Origin of the sequence: Pseudoalteromonas sp. A3 (assembly GCF_025942345.1) — a bacterium.
In the GTDB taxonomy this organism is placed as follows: domain Bacteria; phylum Pseudomonadota; class Gammaproteobacteria; order Enterobacterales; family Alteromonadaceae; genus Pseudoalteromonas; species Pseudoalteromonas atlantica.
Genome location: NZ_JAPCKL010000014.1, coordinates 84,554 through 99,511, shown reverse-complemented (window position 1 = coordinate 99,511; position 14,958 = coordinate 84,554). Strand labels below are relative to the sequence as shown.

Annotated in this window: 13 protein-coding genes; 5 read left to right on the top strand and 8 right to left on the bottom strand. The window is 42.7% G+C overall.

The window, feature by feature from the left end; genetic code table 11:
* On the bottom strand, nucleotides 1-882 hold the full coding sequence (locus OIZ54_RS18165; RefSeq protein WP_104643598.1) for an ABC transporter ATP-binding protein: 882 nt from the start codon (nucleotides 880-882) through the stop codon (nucleotides 1-3).
* 185 nt (nucleotides 883-1,067) lie between these two features.
* On the opposite strand from OIZ54_RS18165, the gene OIZ54_RS18160 reads away from it, so the two are divergent.
* Nucleotides 1,068-1,745, top strand: coding sequence for a nitroreductase family protein (locus OIZ54_RS18160; RefSeq protein WP_029773143.1), 678 nt, complete (start codon nucleotides 1,068-1,070; stop codon nucleotides 1,743-1,745).
* Between the two features lie 6 nt (nucleotides 1,746-1,751).
* On the opposite strand, the gene OIZ54_RS18155 is transcribed toward OIZ54_RS18160, so the two are convergent.
* Nucleotides 1,752-2,060 (bottom strand): ArsR/SmtB family transcription factor, encoded by a 309-nt coding sequence (locus OIZ54_RS18155; RefSeq protein ID WP_024033876.1) that lies wholly within the window; start codon nucleotides 2,058-2,060, stop codon nucleotides 1,752-1,754.
* Nucleotides 2,061-2,159: 99 nt separating this feature from the next.
* On the opposite strand from OIZ54_RS18155, the gene OIZ54_RS18150 reads away from it, so the two are divergent.
* From OIZ54_RS18150 to OIZ54_RS18140, 3 genes are all read left to right on the top strand, one after another.
* Nucleotides 2,160-2,348: a DUF2892 domain-containing protein gene (locus tag OIZ54_RS18150; protein WP_004589221.1), complete on the top strand. Its 189-nt coding sequence runs from the start codon at nucleotides 2,160-2,162 to the stop codon at nucleotides 2,346-2,348.
* A complete protein-coding gene (locus OIZ54_RS18145; RefSeq protein ID WP_004589222.1) occupies nucleotides 2,348-2,692 on the top strand; it encodes a rhodanese-like domain-containing protein in 345 nt (114 codons plus the stop codon). The genes OIZ54_RS18150 and OIZ54_RS18145 overlap by 1 nt, the downstream gene beginning before the upstream one ends.
* A 66-nt stretch (nucleotides 2,693-2,758) precedes the next feature.
* The gene (locus tag OIZ54_RS18140) at nucleotides 2,759-4,537 is read left to right on the top strand and encodes an alkaline phosphatase D family protein (protein WP_264391003.1); all 1,779 of its coding nucleotides are present in this window, start codon (nucleotides 2,759-2,761) and stop codon (nucleotides 4,535-4,537) included.
* Here the strand turns inward: OIZ54_RS18140 and OIZ54_RS18135 are convergent.
* A complete protein-coding gene (locus OIZ54_RS18135) occupies nucleotides 4,534-5,073 on the bottom strand; it encodes a PH domain-containing protein (RefSeq protein ID WP_055255299.1) in 540 nt (179 codons plus the stop codon). The genes OIZ54_RS18140 and OIZ54_RS18135 overlap by 4 nt on opposite strands.
* A 227-nt stretch (nucleotides 5,074-5,300) precedes the next feature.
* Here OIZ54_RS18135 and OIZ54_RS18130 point away from each other — a divergent pair, with 227 nt between their 5' ends.
* The gene (locus tag OIZ54_RS18130) at nucleotides 5,301-6,050 is read left to right on the top strand and encodes a MipA/OmpV family protein (protein WP_264391002.1); all 750 of its coding nucleotides are present in this window, start codon (nucleotides 5,301-5,303) and stop codon (nucleotides 6,048-6,050) included.
* Between the two features lie 86 nt (nucleotides 6,051-6,136).
* Here the strand turns inward: OIZ54_RS18130 and OIZ54_RS18125 are convergent, their stop codons facing one another.
* The 5 genes from OIZ54_RS18125 to OIZ54_RS18105 all read right to left on the bottom strand — a co-directional run bounded on the left by OIZ54_RS18125 (nucleotide 6,137) and on the right by OIZ54_RS18105 (nucleotide 14,883).
* Complete coding sequence (locus OIZ54_RS18125) at nucleotides 6,137-10,441, bottom strand: alpha-1,6-glucosidase domain-containing protein (RefSeq protein WP_264391001.1); 4,305 nt, start codon at nucleotides 10,439-10,441, stop codon at nucleotides 6,137-6,139.
* A gap of 22 nt (nucleotides 10,442-10,463) precedes the next feature.
* Nucleotides 10,464-13,337 (bottom strand): TonB-dependent receptor, encoded by a 2,874-nt coding sequence (locus OIZ54_RS18120; RefSeq protein ID WP_264391000.1) that lies wholly within the window; start codon nucleotides 13,335-13,337, stop codon nucleotides 10,464-10,466.
* 166 nt (nucleotides 13,338-13,503) lie between these two features.
* Entirely contained in the window at nucleotides 13,504-14,121 is a 618-nt protein-coding gene (locus tag OIZ54_RS18115) for a LysE family translocator (protein WP_004589230.1), read from the bottom strand.
* A complete protein-coding gene (locus OIZ54_RS18110) occupies nucleotides 14,122-14,304 on the bottom strand; it encodes a hypothetical protein (RefSeq protein ID WP_126008475.1) in 183 nt (60 codons plus the stop codon).
* Nucleotides 14,305-14,484: 180 nt separating this feature from the next.
* Complete coding sequence (locus OIZ54_RS18105; protein ID WP_029773150.1) at nucleotides 14,485-14,883, bottom strand: DUF3224 domain-containing protein; 399 nt, start codon at nucleotides 14,881-14,883, stop codon at nucleotides 14,485-14,487.
* Between the last annotated feature and the right edge of the window lie 75 nt (nucleotides 14,884-14,958).

The following is a 14,958-nucleotide window of genomic DNA, read 5'->3' as shown; positions in this document are numbered from 1 at the left end:
TTATACTACTTGGCTGTTACGATGATTAAGCAACGTAGAAAAATACACATCTTCTAGGTTTGCACTGCTGAGCTCAAAACCTTCAGGGGCTTCATTGGCTAATACATGTAATATGGTTTGCCCAGCAAATAAGCGTTTTGAAATAACAGGCAGTTGCGGCTCAAGCTCTAGTGCTTCTTCTTGGCTCATGGCTTTGCGCCAAATTTGGCCTTGGAGTTTATCGGTAAGGGCAATGGGGTTACCCTCTAATAATATTTTTCCGCCTGCCAGTACGGCCATGTTTGGGCACAGCTCTGCTACATCTTCAACAATGTGGGTCGATAATATAACGACTTTTTGCTCGCCTAAGCTTACTAGCAAGTTATGAAAACGATTTCGCTCTTCAGGATCTAACCCTGCTGTTGGTTCATCAACAATTAGTAAATCAGGGTCACCTAGTAAGGCTTGTGCAATACCAAAACGCTGGCGCATACCGCCCGAAAAGCCACTTACCGCTTTTGAGCGATGTTGATATAAATTAGTATGTGCAAGCAAGCCTTCTACCGACTCTTTACGCTCGCCTTTATTATGAATGCCCTTTAAAACAGCCATATGGTCTAGCAAGTCGTAAGCACTTACGCGAGGGTATACACCAAAATCTTGCGGTAGGTAACCTAAACGTTGGCGCAGAGCCTGTGGGTCTTTAAAAACATCAATACCATCAAAAGTAATTGAACCCGAATCGGCAGATTGCAACGTAGAAATAGTACGCATTAGTGATGATTTACCGGCCCCATTTGGCCCAAGCAGCCCAAACATTCCTTTTCCTATTGATAAATCAACACCTTGTAGTGCATGTACGCCATTATCGTAGGTTTTAGATAACCCTGTTATTGATAGCATTTTTACTTCCTTGAATTTTAATAGTTTTTTTATTGCGCTTTTTATATCACATTAAAAAAAGGAACATAAGTTACGCAGCGGTTAATTTTGTAACAATAAATAAACACAATAGGTAATAATACTTGCCTCGCATTTATTCAGTCGGTATAAAAACCACACACACACTTTATAAGAAGCGTAAAGCCATGCAAAAACATCAAAGCCAACCACTAAACGACTTTATAGAATACCCTCACGATGAAATGCTAAAACGCGCAACCGAATTTTTACAAACCAGCCAGCGCCGCCATAGTATTCGCAGCTTTAGCGACCGACCTGTGCCTAAAAATATAATTGAAGCCTGTATAAAAGCAGCAGGTACCGCGCCAAGCGGAGCGAATCATCAACCGTGGCATTTTGTAGCTATAAACAGTAGCGATGTAAAAAAACAAATAAGAGAGGCCGCCGAAAAACTAGAGCGCTCTTTTTATGAAGGCAGAGCAGGAGAAGAGTGGCTTGATGCGCTAAAACCATTAGGTACCGACGCCAATAAACCCTATTTAGAGCATGCGCCTTGGCTTATTGCAGTGTTTAGTCAAAAAAAAGGCGGTGTGAATACGGATGATAAAAACACCAATTATTATGTGCACGAATCAGTAGGGCTGGCTACTGGGTTTTTAATACAAGCCCTGCACCGCTGTGGCTTAGCTACGCTTACCCATACACCTAAACCAATGAGTTTTTTAACCGACATTTGTAAGCGCGACAAAGACAACGAACGTCCTTACATGTTACTTATTGCGGGCTACCCAAGTGACGATGCAACTGTACCTGCCCATGCACTTGATAAAAAGTCGCTTGATGAGATTGCCACTTTTATTTAAAGCAAATTACTCAGCCGTACTTTGCTTACAAAACCATTCGTAAAGTAACGTAATAATCGACTCAACCTTTGGGTCGATTAACGAATAATAAATTGTGTGTCCCTCACGGCGAGTTGCCACTAGCTGGGCTTTACGTAAACTCGCCAAATGCTGAGACAAAGCAGACTGCGCCAACGGAACATTTTGATTTAACTCACCCACACTTTGTTCACCTTGCAATAAACTACATAAAATCATTAAACGGTTTTTATTTGCCATTAATTTTAAAAATTGCTCTGCCTGCTGAGCGTTTTCTGCAAGTTGTTCAATATTCATAGTGATACTTAATTATTTTGCGTGTTTTAATTATAGACTTTTACATTAGCAAGTTCTAATATAATTAACATTAGAAAAAACTAATGTTAAGGTCAATTCATGAAAATAAGTGACGCCATACTCTTAATTGGCGGAAGTGCCGTTACAATTTCTGTGCTTTTAAGCTACTTTGTTGATAGTAACTTTCAATTTTTAACGTTATTTATTGGTATTAACTTAGTGCAATCCGCCTACACTAAATGGTGCCCATTAATGACTTTTTTGCGCAAAAGAGGATTTACAGACTAATGCTTACTTCAATTCCTGATTTACTAAAAATTATCACACCTAACCAACGCCGTATTGATGCAGCGCAAGCAAAGCAAGAGCTAGAACAAAATAAAGGTTTACTTATTGATGTACGCGAACCCGCCGAGCATGCCAATGTAGCTGCGGTAGGGGCAATAAATATTCCACGCGGATTACTCGAAATGAAGCTAATGGAAATAGAAAAAGACGCTGCACGCCCTATTTACTTACATTGTGCCAGCGGTGCCCGCGCCACCTTAGGTGCAGAAGCGCTAACCCGCGTAGGCTACGAAAACGTTACCGTTATTACGTGTAATGCAACGCAAGTAAGTGAAGTTTTTTAATTGCTTCACAAAAAAGTAACCTAAATTGCCTACACTTTGCTTTTTACACTTTACAGGTACAAAGCAATGGCATTTACACGGAGAAGTTTTTTAAAAGCATCGGCAGCAGGATTTGGCGCTGCCGTATTATCACTTGGTTTAACAGGTTGTCGTTTTGACGATGATGACGACACTCCCGTTAGCTTTGACCACGGCGTTGCCAGCGGCGACCCGCTAAGCGATAGCTTAATTATTTGGACCCGTGTAACCCCACTCGATGTAACAACTAAATCGTTAAAAGTACAATGGCAAGCCGCCACCGACCAAAGCTTTACAAATATTGTTCACGATGGTGAAACACATATCAGTGATACCACCGACTTTACTCTTAAAGTTGATTTACAAGGGCTTGATGCCAACACCGTTTATTACTATCGCTTTAATGCACATGGAAAAACCTCCCCTATCGGACAAGGAAAAACGCTTCCTGTCGGTGCGGTTGATCAGGTGAAATTAGCCGTTGTATCGTGCGCAAATTACCCTGCAGGGTATTTTCATGTGTATGGCGAAATTGCTAAGCAAAGCGATTTAGATGCGGTACTGCACTTAGGTGATTACATATACGAATACAGCAATACGGGTTATGCAACCGAAGACGCCGCACAGTTAGACCGACTGCTACCATTAGATAACAGCAGCGAAATTATCGCACTGACCGATTATAGAAAACGCTATGCAAATTATCGCCTCGATGCCGACTTACAAGCAGCCCATAGCCACTGTGCATTTATAACAGTGTGGGACGACCACGAAATCACCAATGACACATGGCGCGAAGGCGCAGAAAATCATAACGAAGGTGAAGGCGAATTTAGCCAACGTAAACTCAATGCACTACAAGCCTACTTTGAGTGGATGCCAATTCGTAATGTAGCCGACAAAGAACGTATTTACCGACGCTTTGAGTTTGGTAATTTAGTCTCTTTATATATGCTAGATACCCGTGTATTAGCGCGTGATGAGCAGCTTAAATATAGTGATTTTGACCTTACCTCCCCTGCAGGGCAAAGCGCATTTGCTGCAGCAATAGGCGCAACAGACCGTGCATTATTAGGCAGCGAACAACTTACATGGCTTAGCGATGCAATCACTACCTCAAGCACACAGTGGCAAGTGTTAGGGCAACAAGTGCTAATGACAAAAATGCACTTACCAGTAGAGGTCATGTTACTACTTGCTAGCTTACAAAGTGCTCAGGCAAACGGAGGCGATCCAAGTGAATTGCTCGCACAGGCCAATGTATTATTTGCAGAGCTGGCGCAAATTAAAGGCCGTGTATTAGCGGGCGACCCAAGTGTAACCGAGGCAGAGCTTGCCCGTGTTCAAACCACCATACCGTATAACCTTGATGCGTGGGATGGCTATGCCTACGAGCGAGAAGTATTATTAGGTACCGCTATTGCAGCACAAAAAAACTTAGTAGTTTTAGCCGGAGATACTCATAACGGGTGGGCGGGACAGCTTAAAACTGATGCCAGTAACCCTATTGTAGCCTCACAAAATGCTGGGGTGGAATTTGCAACGGCATCGGTTTCATCACCAGGGCTTGAAGAATATTTAGCGCTAAACACACAAGATGCGCAAACCGTAGCGCAAATAGAGCAAGTAATTGCCTTATTAGTTGATGACCTTGCTTATAATAATTTAGTGGAGCGCGGCTATTTAACCGTTACATTTACACCTGCAAAAGCCAGTGCTAAGTGGAATTATATAAGTACAATTAAAGCGCGCGAATATCAGGTTGTTGAAAGCCGTACCAAAGAGCTAAGCATGCTTGCAGGTCAGGCTCAATTACAAAACGCTTAACGCTTCGCCTCTAAAGCTGCCAAACGCGTATCTATGCGCTCTACTACCTCAACTAAGCGAGCAAGTAATGCTTGGTTAAGGTGATCTTCAGCAAGCTCCTGTGTTTTAGGGGCTTGCGCAGCTAAGTTATCTTTTTGCTCAAGTATGGCTTCTCTAAACTCACTGGCATTTTCAACACCAAGTAATGACACCAATGCACCATGACCCGACTGCCCTGCAGTTTCAAAGCTTAACCGGTATAACCCAAAAAAGCGCATAAGCGGCCCTTGGTTCAGCCCCACATCGGTTATTTTTTCAAGTGGTATAGATTTTTCTTCTTTAAATAAAATGCCGCGTTTAACAACCAGCTTTTGCGTGAGTAATTGCGCCGACATAGCTGCCAATATTTTACCTGCCACCAGCCATACAACAAATAACACCACAGGTATAAGTGGAATGGTCACTAATGCAACGGCACTAAAAAAGCATGCCATGGTCATCCAGTATTGCTTCACTTTGGGATCAAAGCTGGCACTTTTTAAAATAGAGTTGCTCATTGGTTTATCCTCATTCCCATTTTATTAATCTAATCAAACGTATGCCTTTATTCAACTTATGTGATCAATGTCTTCAATGCAATTTAGCCACTTACATTCAGATAAACTTTCATACACTCTCTTACAAACGCCAATCAAAAATATAGCTACACTAAAGCCTAATAGCGTTGCGGCACACTTTACTTATCGCAAACAATTTTCACTTTTTACTTAACACCAAGGCTCCTATGAACACTTATATACAAAACTCACTCCGGTTATTAGTTAGCACACTTGCACTTGGCAGTATTACTGCGCAAGCTGAGTCGCAGTTTTCATTAGGGGGCGGTGTCATTTCTACCAGCTCACCTTATGCAGGTACCGACAGTGAAACGCTATTTTTACCTATCATTACTTACGAAGGCGAAAGGCTTAGTTTTAAAGGTTTGTCGCTTGATTATAAATTAGTGGAGCAGCAAGGTTTTAATTGGTCATTAGTTTTAGAGCCAGGTGATAACTTTGATACCTCAGATTCAGACCTTGCAGCCATAAAAGCCTTAGACGATAGAAAGCTATCACTCTACGCAGGCACGCAGGTTAGCTACACTGCAAGCTTTGGTAAAATAAGCGCCAGTGCTACCCATGATGTAATAGGCCACGGCGATGGCGCTAAATTTAAAACCAATTACAGTTACCCTATTAAGTTATCTAAACAACTAATGCTCGTTCCTTCTGTAGGCGTTGAGCTAAATAGCAGTGATGTATCTAACTATTATTATGGTGTAGCACAGGGCGAATCTACCACCTATGCGCCTTACGAACTTAGTTCTACGGTTAACTACAATGCGGGTTTATTTTTAATGTATTACATTAATAAAAACTGGAACGTAAATGCCATGGTTAACTATAAGCAGCTCGATTCTGATATTGAAGACTCACCCATTATTGATACCGATAACACCACGACTGTGATGATGTCGGTTAACTATCGTTTTTAATGCCCCTTTTGTTAGGCATTAATTAAGCATTAAAAAAGCCGAGCATACAGGGCTATGCTCGGCTTAGGTTTGGGAAAATATAACTGCTACTGCTTATTAATAAGTATGCTTACATTTTCTCTATCTGGGCCTATTACATTAAACGTGTAGGTACCTTGTTCGGTAATATTCAGTGCTATGTTGGCGCCTACCGCTTCAAGTGGTGTTAGTTCATCAATTACCACTACCGGCGTATCGCCTGCTCCACCGTAATCCACTGTGCTCCAATCTTCAGACGCTACTTTAAATTCGTAGTCGCCTACCTCTAATTCAATAGAAGCAGAGTAAATTGCATCACCCTCGTACATAAGCGGGTTATCAGTACTCCAGTCATTTAAGCTGCCGCGAATAAATACCGGTGTTTGTGCAAACATTTCGCCGTTGAGCACTTTTAGCGTTACGTTATTTAAATCACTGGCGTCAAATATAAACTGGTATTCACCTTGCTCGGCAATGTCTATGGTCATATTCGCGCCCGCAACCGACAACTGCTCAGCAGTGCCAACCATTACGCTGGCATCACCCTCAGCCGAGCCATAATCAACCGTGCTCCAATCTTCTGACGCTACTTTAAATTCATAGCTTGCAGCGCTCAGTGTTTTAGTAAAGGTGTAAATGCCTTTACCTTTATAACTTAGCTCATCGGTTACTCCCCAATCATTAAGCGTACCGCGCACATAAATAGCCGTGCCTACAAATGGCTCTTCGTTGTATAAAGTAAGCGTTGGATTTTCTGGGTTTGAAGCATCAAGCGAAAATACATAGGTTGCATCAATAGCAGCGCTAAAGGTCATGTTTGCACCTGAGCGCGTTAATGGCTCACTTTGATTTTCAACTACCTCTTTATCAGCGTCAGTAAGCGCACCAAAATCAACTGTAGACCAATCTTCTGAGGCAATTTTAAATTCGTAGTCGCCAGCGCTTAGTGCAATTGCTATACGGTATTCTCCCTCGCCAATATATTCAAATACATCACGTGTGCCCCAGTCGTTTAAAGTTCCGCGCACAAACACAGCGGTGCTGCCATAAGGTACTACATCAGGCGCGCCTACGGTCGCATTTGCACTTAAACCAACACCTTGGCTCTCACCTTGGTTTTTAGTAAAAACAGCTAGTGTGTAAGGCGGTACAGTAAATGTGCCTTCGTTATCGCCTTGGGCAAAATTGGCGCTGGCCATGCTTGCATCAACACTGTTTTTTAATACGTCGTGTAATTCAAAACCCGCTGCGGTGGCAATAGTATGGCTAAGGGTTTGCTCGGTTGCGTTAATCATCACTACAAGCGCATCAAATGCAGGGTCTAAATCTGTTAATCCTTCGCCATCATCAATGCTCATTACAATTAAGCCATGTTGCTGCGCTTTACCTACGTTATGAAAACCCACTCGCTCAATGACATCTTGCTCTGTGGTTAATCTAAATAGTGGGCTGCTGCTACGTATTTGTAAAAACTCGTTAAATACATCACCTGCATAAGCTATGTCTTGCGGCATTGCCTGTGCATCTGGATTAGCAGAGATAGGCATAATTTCAGACCATTTTTCTTGGTTCTTCTCTGCGTTTGGTAAACCAATGTTCCAGTTATTATTCTCTTTGGTTAAATCAACAGCATTAAACCAATCACCGGCATTATAGCTATCACGATCCATTGACTTAGAACGCAGTAAATCAGCGCCTAATTGCATAAATGGAATGCCTTGGCTCATAAGTGGAATAGACAATGCCATGTTGTGCGCGCGCACACGTTGCTCAATACTCATGCTTGATGCATGTTTGTATTGCAACTGATCCCACAGTGTTTCGTTATCGTGTTTTGATACGTAATGAATGCTATCTGCTGGGTCTAGTGCATACGCCGTTGGCTGAGTATTCCAAGTAAAGCTATTACCTTTAGATGAATTACCTTTAAAGTCTTTTAAAATGTAATTTTGTAAGTTGCCCGCCAGCGATAACCGTAACGTGTCTTGTTCGGCTAGGTTGCCATCTGTCGGGTTATTGCTAAACATTGCACCACCACGCACGGCTTCACGAATACGGTCGTTAAATGTACCCACCTCTGAGCCTGCCATATCAGCCTGTTTAGCTTGTGTGAATAAACGATTGTTAGCTACTTCACCAAAATCCCAGCCTTCACCGTAAAAATAGTTATCTGGGTCAACTGCTTGCACGGCTTCACGCGCAGCTAATATTGATGATTTAGGCATATGCCCCATAACATCAAATCTAAAACTGTCGTAGCCAAATTCACGCGCTAAAATAACTAATGAATCAGTAACAAACTTATCCATCATTACATGCTCTGTAGCTGTATTTTCACAACACGTTGAGCGCTCTATTTCACCACTTACTTCGTTATAGCGATGGTAGTAACCCGGTACTAGCTTATCAAATACCGACTTATCCCAAATACCCGACGACGTTGTATGGTTATAAACCACATCCAGTACAACACGAAGTCCTACTTCTTGCAGTGATTGCACCATGGCGCGGGTTTCTTTAACGCGGGCAATGCCCTCTGGACTTGAGGCATACGAGCCTTCAGGCGCTATAAAGTAATGCGGATCGTAACCCCAGTTAAAGCCGTCTAAATCACGCATCGCACTGGCTAATGCTTGTGCATCGTCTGAGCCAGGGAGGTAACTTTGCATAATATCGACAATGGTGCTGCTTTTATCTTCGATTTTACATGCATCAGCTTCATCGTTAATACGCTCACATAATTTACCTAAGGTGTCTGTAATTTCCACACGCTGCGAGGCATCCTCTTCAATGGTGCCAATATCAGTCACTGGCAGTAAATGAAAGTGTGTTAAGCCTTTATCTGCTAATTGCTTAAGGTGCTGCATTGGCACGCTTTCAAGCTCAGTGAATGCAAGGTATTTACCACGGTTTGCTTCGCTTACTGACTGATCACGCACACTAAAATCACGTACATGGCCTTCATAAATAACCGCATCTTCTGGGTTAGTAATAGTAGGCACAATACGCTCATCCCAGCCTTCTGGCTTAGTGTCATCATCGGCTAAATTAATCAGCTGGCTGTATAAACCATTGGTAGATACATTGAGTGAGTAAGGGTCTGTACTCCAAAGCGACTCTATTTGCTGAGTCAGTGGGTGGTAAACATCAAAATTAAAGCGGTAGTAGTGGCGGTCGTATTGCATATCTAAACTTGCTTGCCAAATACCTGTCTGTGTATTTAATGTCATTGGTATAGAGTGCACTTGTGTTTTTGCATCATCAAACACGTTTAGCACCATGTTATTAGCAGTGGGTGCCCACACAGTTACATCAATCGCGTTATTGCCATAAGTTACGCCAAGTACAGCTTCGTTAGCATCGTCTTCGCCTTGTGTGTAAAGGGCATCGAGTGCTTTAGCGGTTTGCACATAGCTTGCTTCTAGCAGCTTACCTTCACTATCGTAACCGGCAATAACAAGCTGCGATTTTATAAGCGCTTTAGCCGTGTTTGTATCCCAACTTCCTTCGTATGCGTTCCAAGTGGTTAAATGCGGTACTTTTGCCGCTTGCTCATCAGTTAAACTGCTTGATTGCAGCGTAACAGTATCGCCGTTTAAACCAGTATCAATATCCACTTCAAGCTCAGCCGTAGCTGATGAATGCAACTTAATTAGGCTTGTAAGCTCGTTACTTGGTTTATACAAAATAGTATTTAAATCAATCCAATGCGCTGAAGCACCTGTTATAGCAACTGCGCGTTCGCCCAAACTTAAAATAGGGTATTCAAACACCGAAGGCTCACCATGAATGGTAAAGTTCATACGTTGAAAGGTTTCATCGTCTTGCATCAGCGGCATGGTTAAATCCACATCACCAAACGCTTTACCTGACCCTTCTGTACCAATATGAATAATAAAATTGGCACATTCGTTATAACCCTCTTTAAGGTTAATTATCCAGTACGCACCATAGTTAGGGTCAATACCATCGTACTCGTGGCCGTTAGCCCAATCGCTGGTATCAAATGGCGGTGCATAAGCATCGCATACCTCGTTATTCCACGAATGTAATCGGTAGCCTTCGTAGTTATCATCGGCTAGGCGGTTATAAAATAAAACCGCCTCTCCTTCCCCTGCAAATACCACAGGGTCTGGCAGGGTTGGGTCGGCGCCAACCACACAGCTTTCGTTATTTTCATCAGGTACTGTCGGTGCAGGACACGATATAGGTTCGGGATCGACACATTGTGTCCCCGCTTCATTAGGCACTTGTGGCACATTACAGGTAAGTAATGGTTCACCAGATTCAACATCATCTGTTCCACCACACGCTGCTAATAGCATTAACGCTAACGTTATTAGCAAATATTTAGGCATAGTTATAATTTTCATTTTTAAACGCTCCGTTTGCTAATTAATGACTGTATGTAAAACCAAGGTAGAACTGACGACCAAAGTACTGAGTCGTCCCTGTTCGTTGCTCTGAGCCAAAGTAACTTTGGGTTGGTTCATCGGTTAAGTTATTAACTTGCAAAAGCATTGTTAGCGAGTCGCTAAAGCGATAAGAGGTTTGAAAGTCGACTACGGTTTCGGCATCAAAATTAACTACTTGCTCGTTAATGGCAACCTGCTCCGATACAAATTCATCGCGGTAACGCACATTAAGGCGGGTTTCAAAATCATCCATTGAGTAAAACACCGTGGCATTAAGCACGTTATTAGAGAGCCCAGGTAAAGATTGCGCTAATGTATCGCCCCCTAAACTGGTAATCGATTCAATTTCACTTTCGGTGTATGAGTAACTTGCGTTAGCGCCTAAGCCATTAAATGGCGAAGGTAAAAAGGTAAACACTTGCGTATACGCAAGCTCTAGCCCTCTAATGTAGCCACCTTCACCGTTATTAACTGCCGTGGTGTAAATACCGTTAGTTGTGGCAACTTGCTCGCTACTGACAGGGTCTTCTATAAAGTCAGGGACATTAAAGCCATTGCCTTTAAAGTCGAAGTTTTCGATTGATAAGATTTCAACAAACGAGTCTATATTTTTATAAAATAACGCCGCAGCGACAGTGCCGTTACCTTCTTCAAAATAATATTCGTAAGATAAGTCGTACTGGTCAGCATAGAAGGGTTTTAAAAATGGGTTGTTATTACTTGAACCGTTAATAACACCATCATCACTTACGTTTGCGCTGGCATCGCCCGCTAAGCGGTTAATTGGCGCACGCGACATTACTTTAGCCGCAGCAAAGCGTACAAGTGAATTGTCGTTAAGTTGCAGGTTTAAATTTAATGATGGTAAGTAGTCGGTGTATTTAGTGCCTAATACATTAGGTGCGTATAAATTATTTACAATGCCGTTCTCATCAACAATATTTTGTGCACCTAAGCGCGCATCGCCTGCTACGTTTTCTAGTACGGTTGCCGATTGGTCGGTTTCAACGCGGCGCACACCCACATTACCCGATAAGTCGAGCCCGGCAATTTGCGTGTTAATGTTTACCATAACGTACGCAGCTAACACATCTTCAAACACCGAGCCGCTTTGCAGCACTGACCACGAATAGTTAGTTGTGTAACCTTGCGCGTCGTCTACGCCATCGGCGTTGCCCCATGTTTGAACAGGCTCTGGCGTGCCATCTGGAAACCATGCGTTAAGTGCTTTGTCTAAATCAATGGCTAAATACGACGGTAAGTAACTAAACTCGCCCTGCCAGTCAACCACTGACGCCATATCGTCGGTTAAACGCAAAGGGGGTTGCGTTGCTGAAAACGCCCCGTCGTTACCGTACTCAAATACCGAGCGTTTACGGCTGTACTCTCTATCTGAGTAGCGCGCCCCAAACTCTACTGAGCTAAATATGTCGCTTTCTAGCTCGTATTTAAAGTCGAGCCTAAATGCAGTTACTTCATCTTCTGTTTGATCTGGGTAAATACCATATTTGCTGACCATTACACGGTCTATATCACTAAAGGCGGCCGCCTGATTAAACCCAACGTCAGGTAAATTTAAGCCATTTAATTGATAGTTAATTGCTACGTTGTTATCAAATACTGGCGTTTCTGCATTGGCATCTTCTGCTACTAAGCTCCACAGTAAGCCATTTCTAAAATTACTTTTTGCGCGAGAAAGCGACACATCGGCATTTACGTTTAGTCTATCGGTTACCTGCCAATCGGCATTAACGCCAAAGCTGTCTACTTCGTCAAAGTCTTGGTTATCGTCGTTCACTATTTCAACACGGGTATAGCTTTGCGAAGTACGGTTAACCGCGGCGCCTATTACGGCATTACCATCGAGCTGAGCGTTAGCATATGCAGCTGTTGGCCCGCCTAATTTAACCCTCAGGCCGCGAGCAAACGACTCTTTATCAAAGCGCGATAAAAACGCATCACCTTTTAATTTAAAGTTATCTACCGGCGCCCACTCTATAGCTGCTAAGTAACCATTACGGGTTTCTTCGCCGCCTAAATGCTGTAGCTCAAAACCTTCGCTAATGTATTCGTTTTCTGGGTTAGCTAAAGGGCCATTGGTATCGTTAGCTGCGCCATCAACGTCTTTTGTGTCGTTGTACGCAAGACCAATAAACTGCGTTGCTACACTTGGCTGAAACAAACGCGCATAGCCCAGCGCTACGCCTAATGTGTCGTCTAGGTATTTGCCTTGATACGAAAAACTAATTCGGTCGCCAAATTCAGTGGCATCCGATACCTCTGAGGCGCGGTCGTTATACATACCGCGCACATTAGCTACAAATTTATGCGTTTGATCATTATTAAGTGGACTGGCGGTTTCAAGCTCTACCGTACCGGCCACGCCACCTTCAATAAGCGATGCCTTTGGCGATTTGTATACCGCCGCAGAGCTAATTAATTCTGACGGATATTGGTCAAACTCAATACTGCGGCTGCCACTTGTAGATACTTGCTCGCGGCCATTAAGTGTTGAAAATACAAACCCGCCCGACAGCCCGCGTATATTAATTTGCGCCGCTTGCCCACCCGTTCGTACCGCTGAAATACCGGGTAATCGTGTCAGTGCATCGGCCATTGAAATATCAGGCAGTGCCCCTAAATCATCGGCAGAAATTTGTTCTGACACCGTATCGCTAAAACGCTTTTGATTTAAAGATTGAATTAAACTGCGACTAAAGCCTCGCACTTCAATAACTTCTAAATCTTCAGCTTGTGTGCTGGGTGATTGATTTGTTGAGTCTTCGTTTGCAGCCAATGCACTATTAGCGGCAAATAAAGCCAGCATAAGTGCACTTAGTTTAAACTTGTCCATGTGTGTGAACCTTTGAGTTATTGTTGTCAGGTGTTGCTGTGTTGTTTAAAACACAACCAACAAATTGTAACTAAAAGGTAAAACTAATGTGATGAATACGTATGCAGGGCATGAGGGTTAGGCTGCAGGGGCATATAGGCACGCGCCCCTGTATCGGGAACGCAATTTAAAGGCTTAGTACCACTTTTATCGCAAGGGCAATAAATACGACTCCCAGTATTTTATCAAGCCACGGACTTTGCTTGGTAAAACCAAAGCGATTTTTTGAAACCTCTGTCAGCAACGCCACCAGCAAATACCAGCCGGTATCAATTACAAACACGGTTAAACACATAATTATGCCCACGCTTAAAGTAAGTAGCTGAGGATCAATAAACTGCGAGAACAAGGCTAAAAAGAAAATAGCGAGCTTGGGGTTCAAAAAGGCAATAGCAAAGCCATCTTGTAAAGCTTGGCCAGCACTTACTTCACTTTTTTGTACTTCAAGTTCGTTATTGCTCGGTTTTGCTAGCAATATTTTTATACCTAAATACGCCAAATAAGCTGCGCCTAAATACACCAGTATTTGATAAACAGTCGGAAACTGCATCATTAAAGCGCCTAGCCCTAATAACGATGCACCTGCGTATAACCCAACACCAGTACCATGGCTGAGCGCGGCAAGCATTCCGTTTTTCATACTGCCGTTAAGTGAGTGCTTTAAAACTACCGCTAAACTTGGCCCTGGCGACATTGCGCCCATCATACAAATAGCCGCTAGGCTTAACCATACTGTAAATGTCATTTAAAGCTCGTCAGTTTCAATAAGTAATGTATAACCGTGCACTTGGCCATAAAAACCTGTCAATGGCACTGCGTTTATTACTTTCCAGCCATCTTGATTTAATTCCTGTATGCGGTCATTCAATGCGGCTATATCTACGCCACCCAAAAAACGAGTCTTTCTAAATTCGATTACTTTTTGCATTTTAATCCTTGTGTATCTTATACCAATTCGCTTATTTAAGTGATCTTTTTTGAGGACGGAAAAACGTGTTGATAGCTAGGCAAAAAATTCGCTATTTAGTTGTTCTAAATTAGAATTTTTTAACGCAGGTAGCGACACGTTTAGGCCCGCAAAATGATTAAGTAATATTGCGGATTGGTATTATAAGGTGTATTCAAAATCGTAGTAGTGAATCCCTTGTTCAATACGTATTTTCATACTGCCCGTTAACCCTTCTAGCTCATGAGTGCCTGAATCGGGAATTACATTTAAAATTAGGCTGTCTTGGCCTTTATCCATAGTACCAAAATGCTGTAATACAAAGCTGCCTTGCTTACCTTCAAGCTCGCCTATTACTTGCTCTATGGCAACATAACCGGCACTGCCTTGTGTAGGAGTCATGGCGCTTAACATTTCGCCTTGGCTGGTGGCATTTAAGCTGCCTTTAAATGTTTTATCTATCGACATACGCCCTAAATTAACGCCGTTTTGGCCGCTTGCGTAGCCTTCTATTGGGGCCAGGTTTACATTAAATTCTCCACTTACGGTTGCAGTAGTCATAACGTTTCCTTATTGATGCTAATGTTTAAAAGTATTGATTTTTATTATCTTAGTGCCATATCTATACCTTAACCT

Bases quoted from the DNA above. Each gene is read 5' to 3' on its own strand.
- OIZ54_RS18165 (WP_104643598.1), bottom strand. From the start codon at position 882: ATGCTATCAATAACAGGGTTATCTAAAACCTACGATAATGGCGTACAT.
- OIZ54_RS18160 (WP_029773143.1), top strand. From the start codon at position 1,068: ATGCAAAAACATCAAAGCCAACCACTAAACGACTTTATAGAATACCCT.
- OIZ54_RS18155 (WP_024033876.1), bottom strand. From the start codon at position 2,060: ATGAATATTGAACAACTTGCAGAAAACGCTCAGCAGGCAGAGCAATTT.
- OIZ54_RS18150 (WP_004589221.1), top strand. From the start codon at position 2,160: ATGAAAATAAGTGACGCCATACTCTTAATTGGCGGAAGTGCCGTTACA.
- OIZ54_RS18145 (WP_004589222.1), top strand. From the start codon at position 2,348: ATGCTTACTTCAATTCCTGATTTACTAAAAATTATCACACCTAACCAA.
- OIZ54_RS18140 (WP_264391003.1), top strand. From the start codon at position 2,759: ATGGCATTTACACGGAGAAGTTTTTTAAAAGCATCGGCAGCAGGATTT.
- OIZ54_RS18135 (WP_055255299.1), bottom strand. From the start codon at position 5,073: ATGAGCAACTCTATTTTAAAAAGTGCCAGCTTTGATCCCAAAGTGAAG.
- OIZ54_RS18130 (WP_264391002.1), top strand. From the start codon at position 5,301: ATGAACACTTATATACAAAACTCACTCCGGTTATTAGTTAGCACACTT.
- OIZ54_RS18125 (WP_264391001.1), bottom strand. From the start codon at position 10,441: ATGAAAATTATAACTATGCCTAAATATTTGCTAATAACGTTAGCGTTA.
- OIZ54_RS18120 (WP_264391000.1), bottom strand. From the start codon at position 13,337: ATGGACAAGTTTAAACTAAGTGCACTTATGCTGGCTTTATTTGCCGCT.
- OIZ54_RS18115 (WP_004589230.1), bottom strand. From the start codon at position 14,121: ATGACATTTACAGTATGGTTAAGCCTAGCGGCTATTTGTATGATGGGC.
- OIZ54_RS18110 (WP_126008475.1), bottom strand. From the start codon at position 14,304: ATGCAAAAAGTAATCGAATTTAGAAAGACTCGTTTTTTGGGTGGCGTA.
- OIZ54_RS18105 (WP_029773150.1), bottom strand. From the start codon at position 14,883: ATGACTACTGCAACCGTAAGTGGAGAATTTAATGTAAACCTGGCCCCA.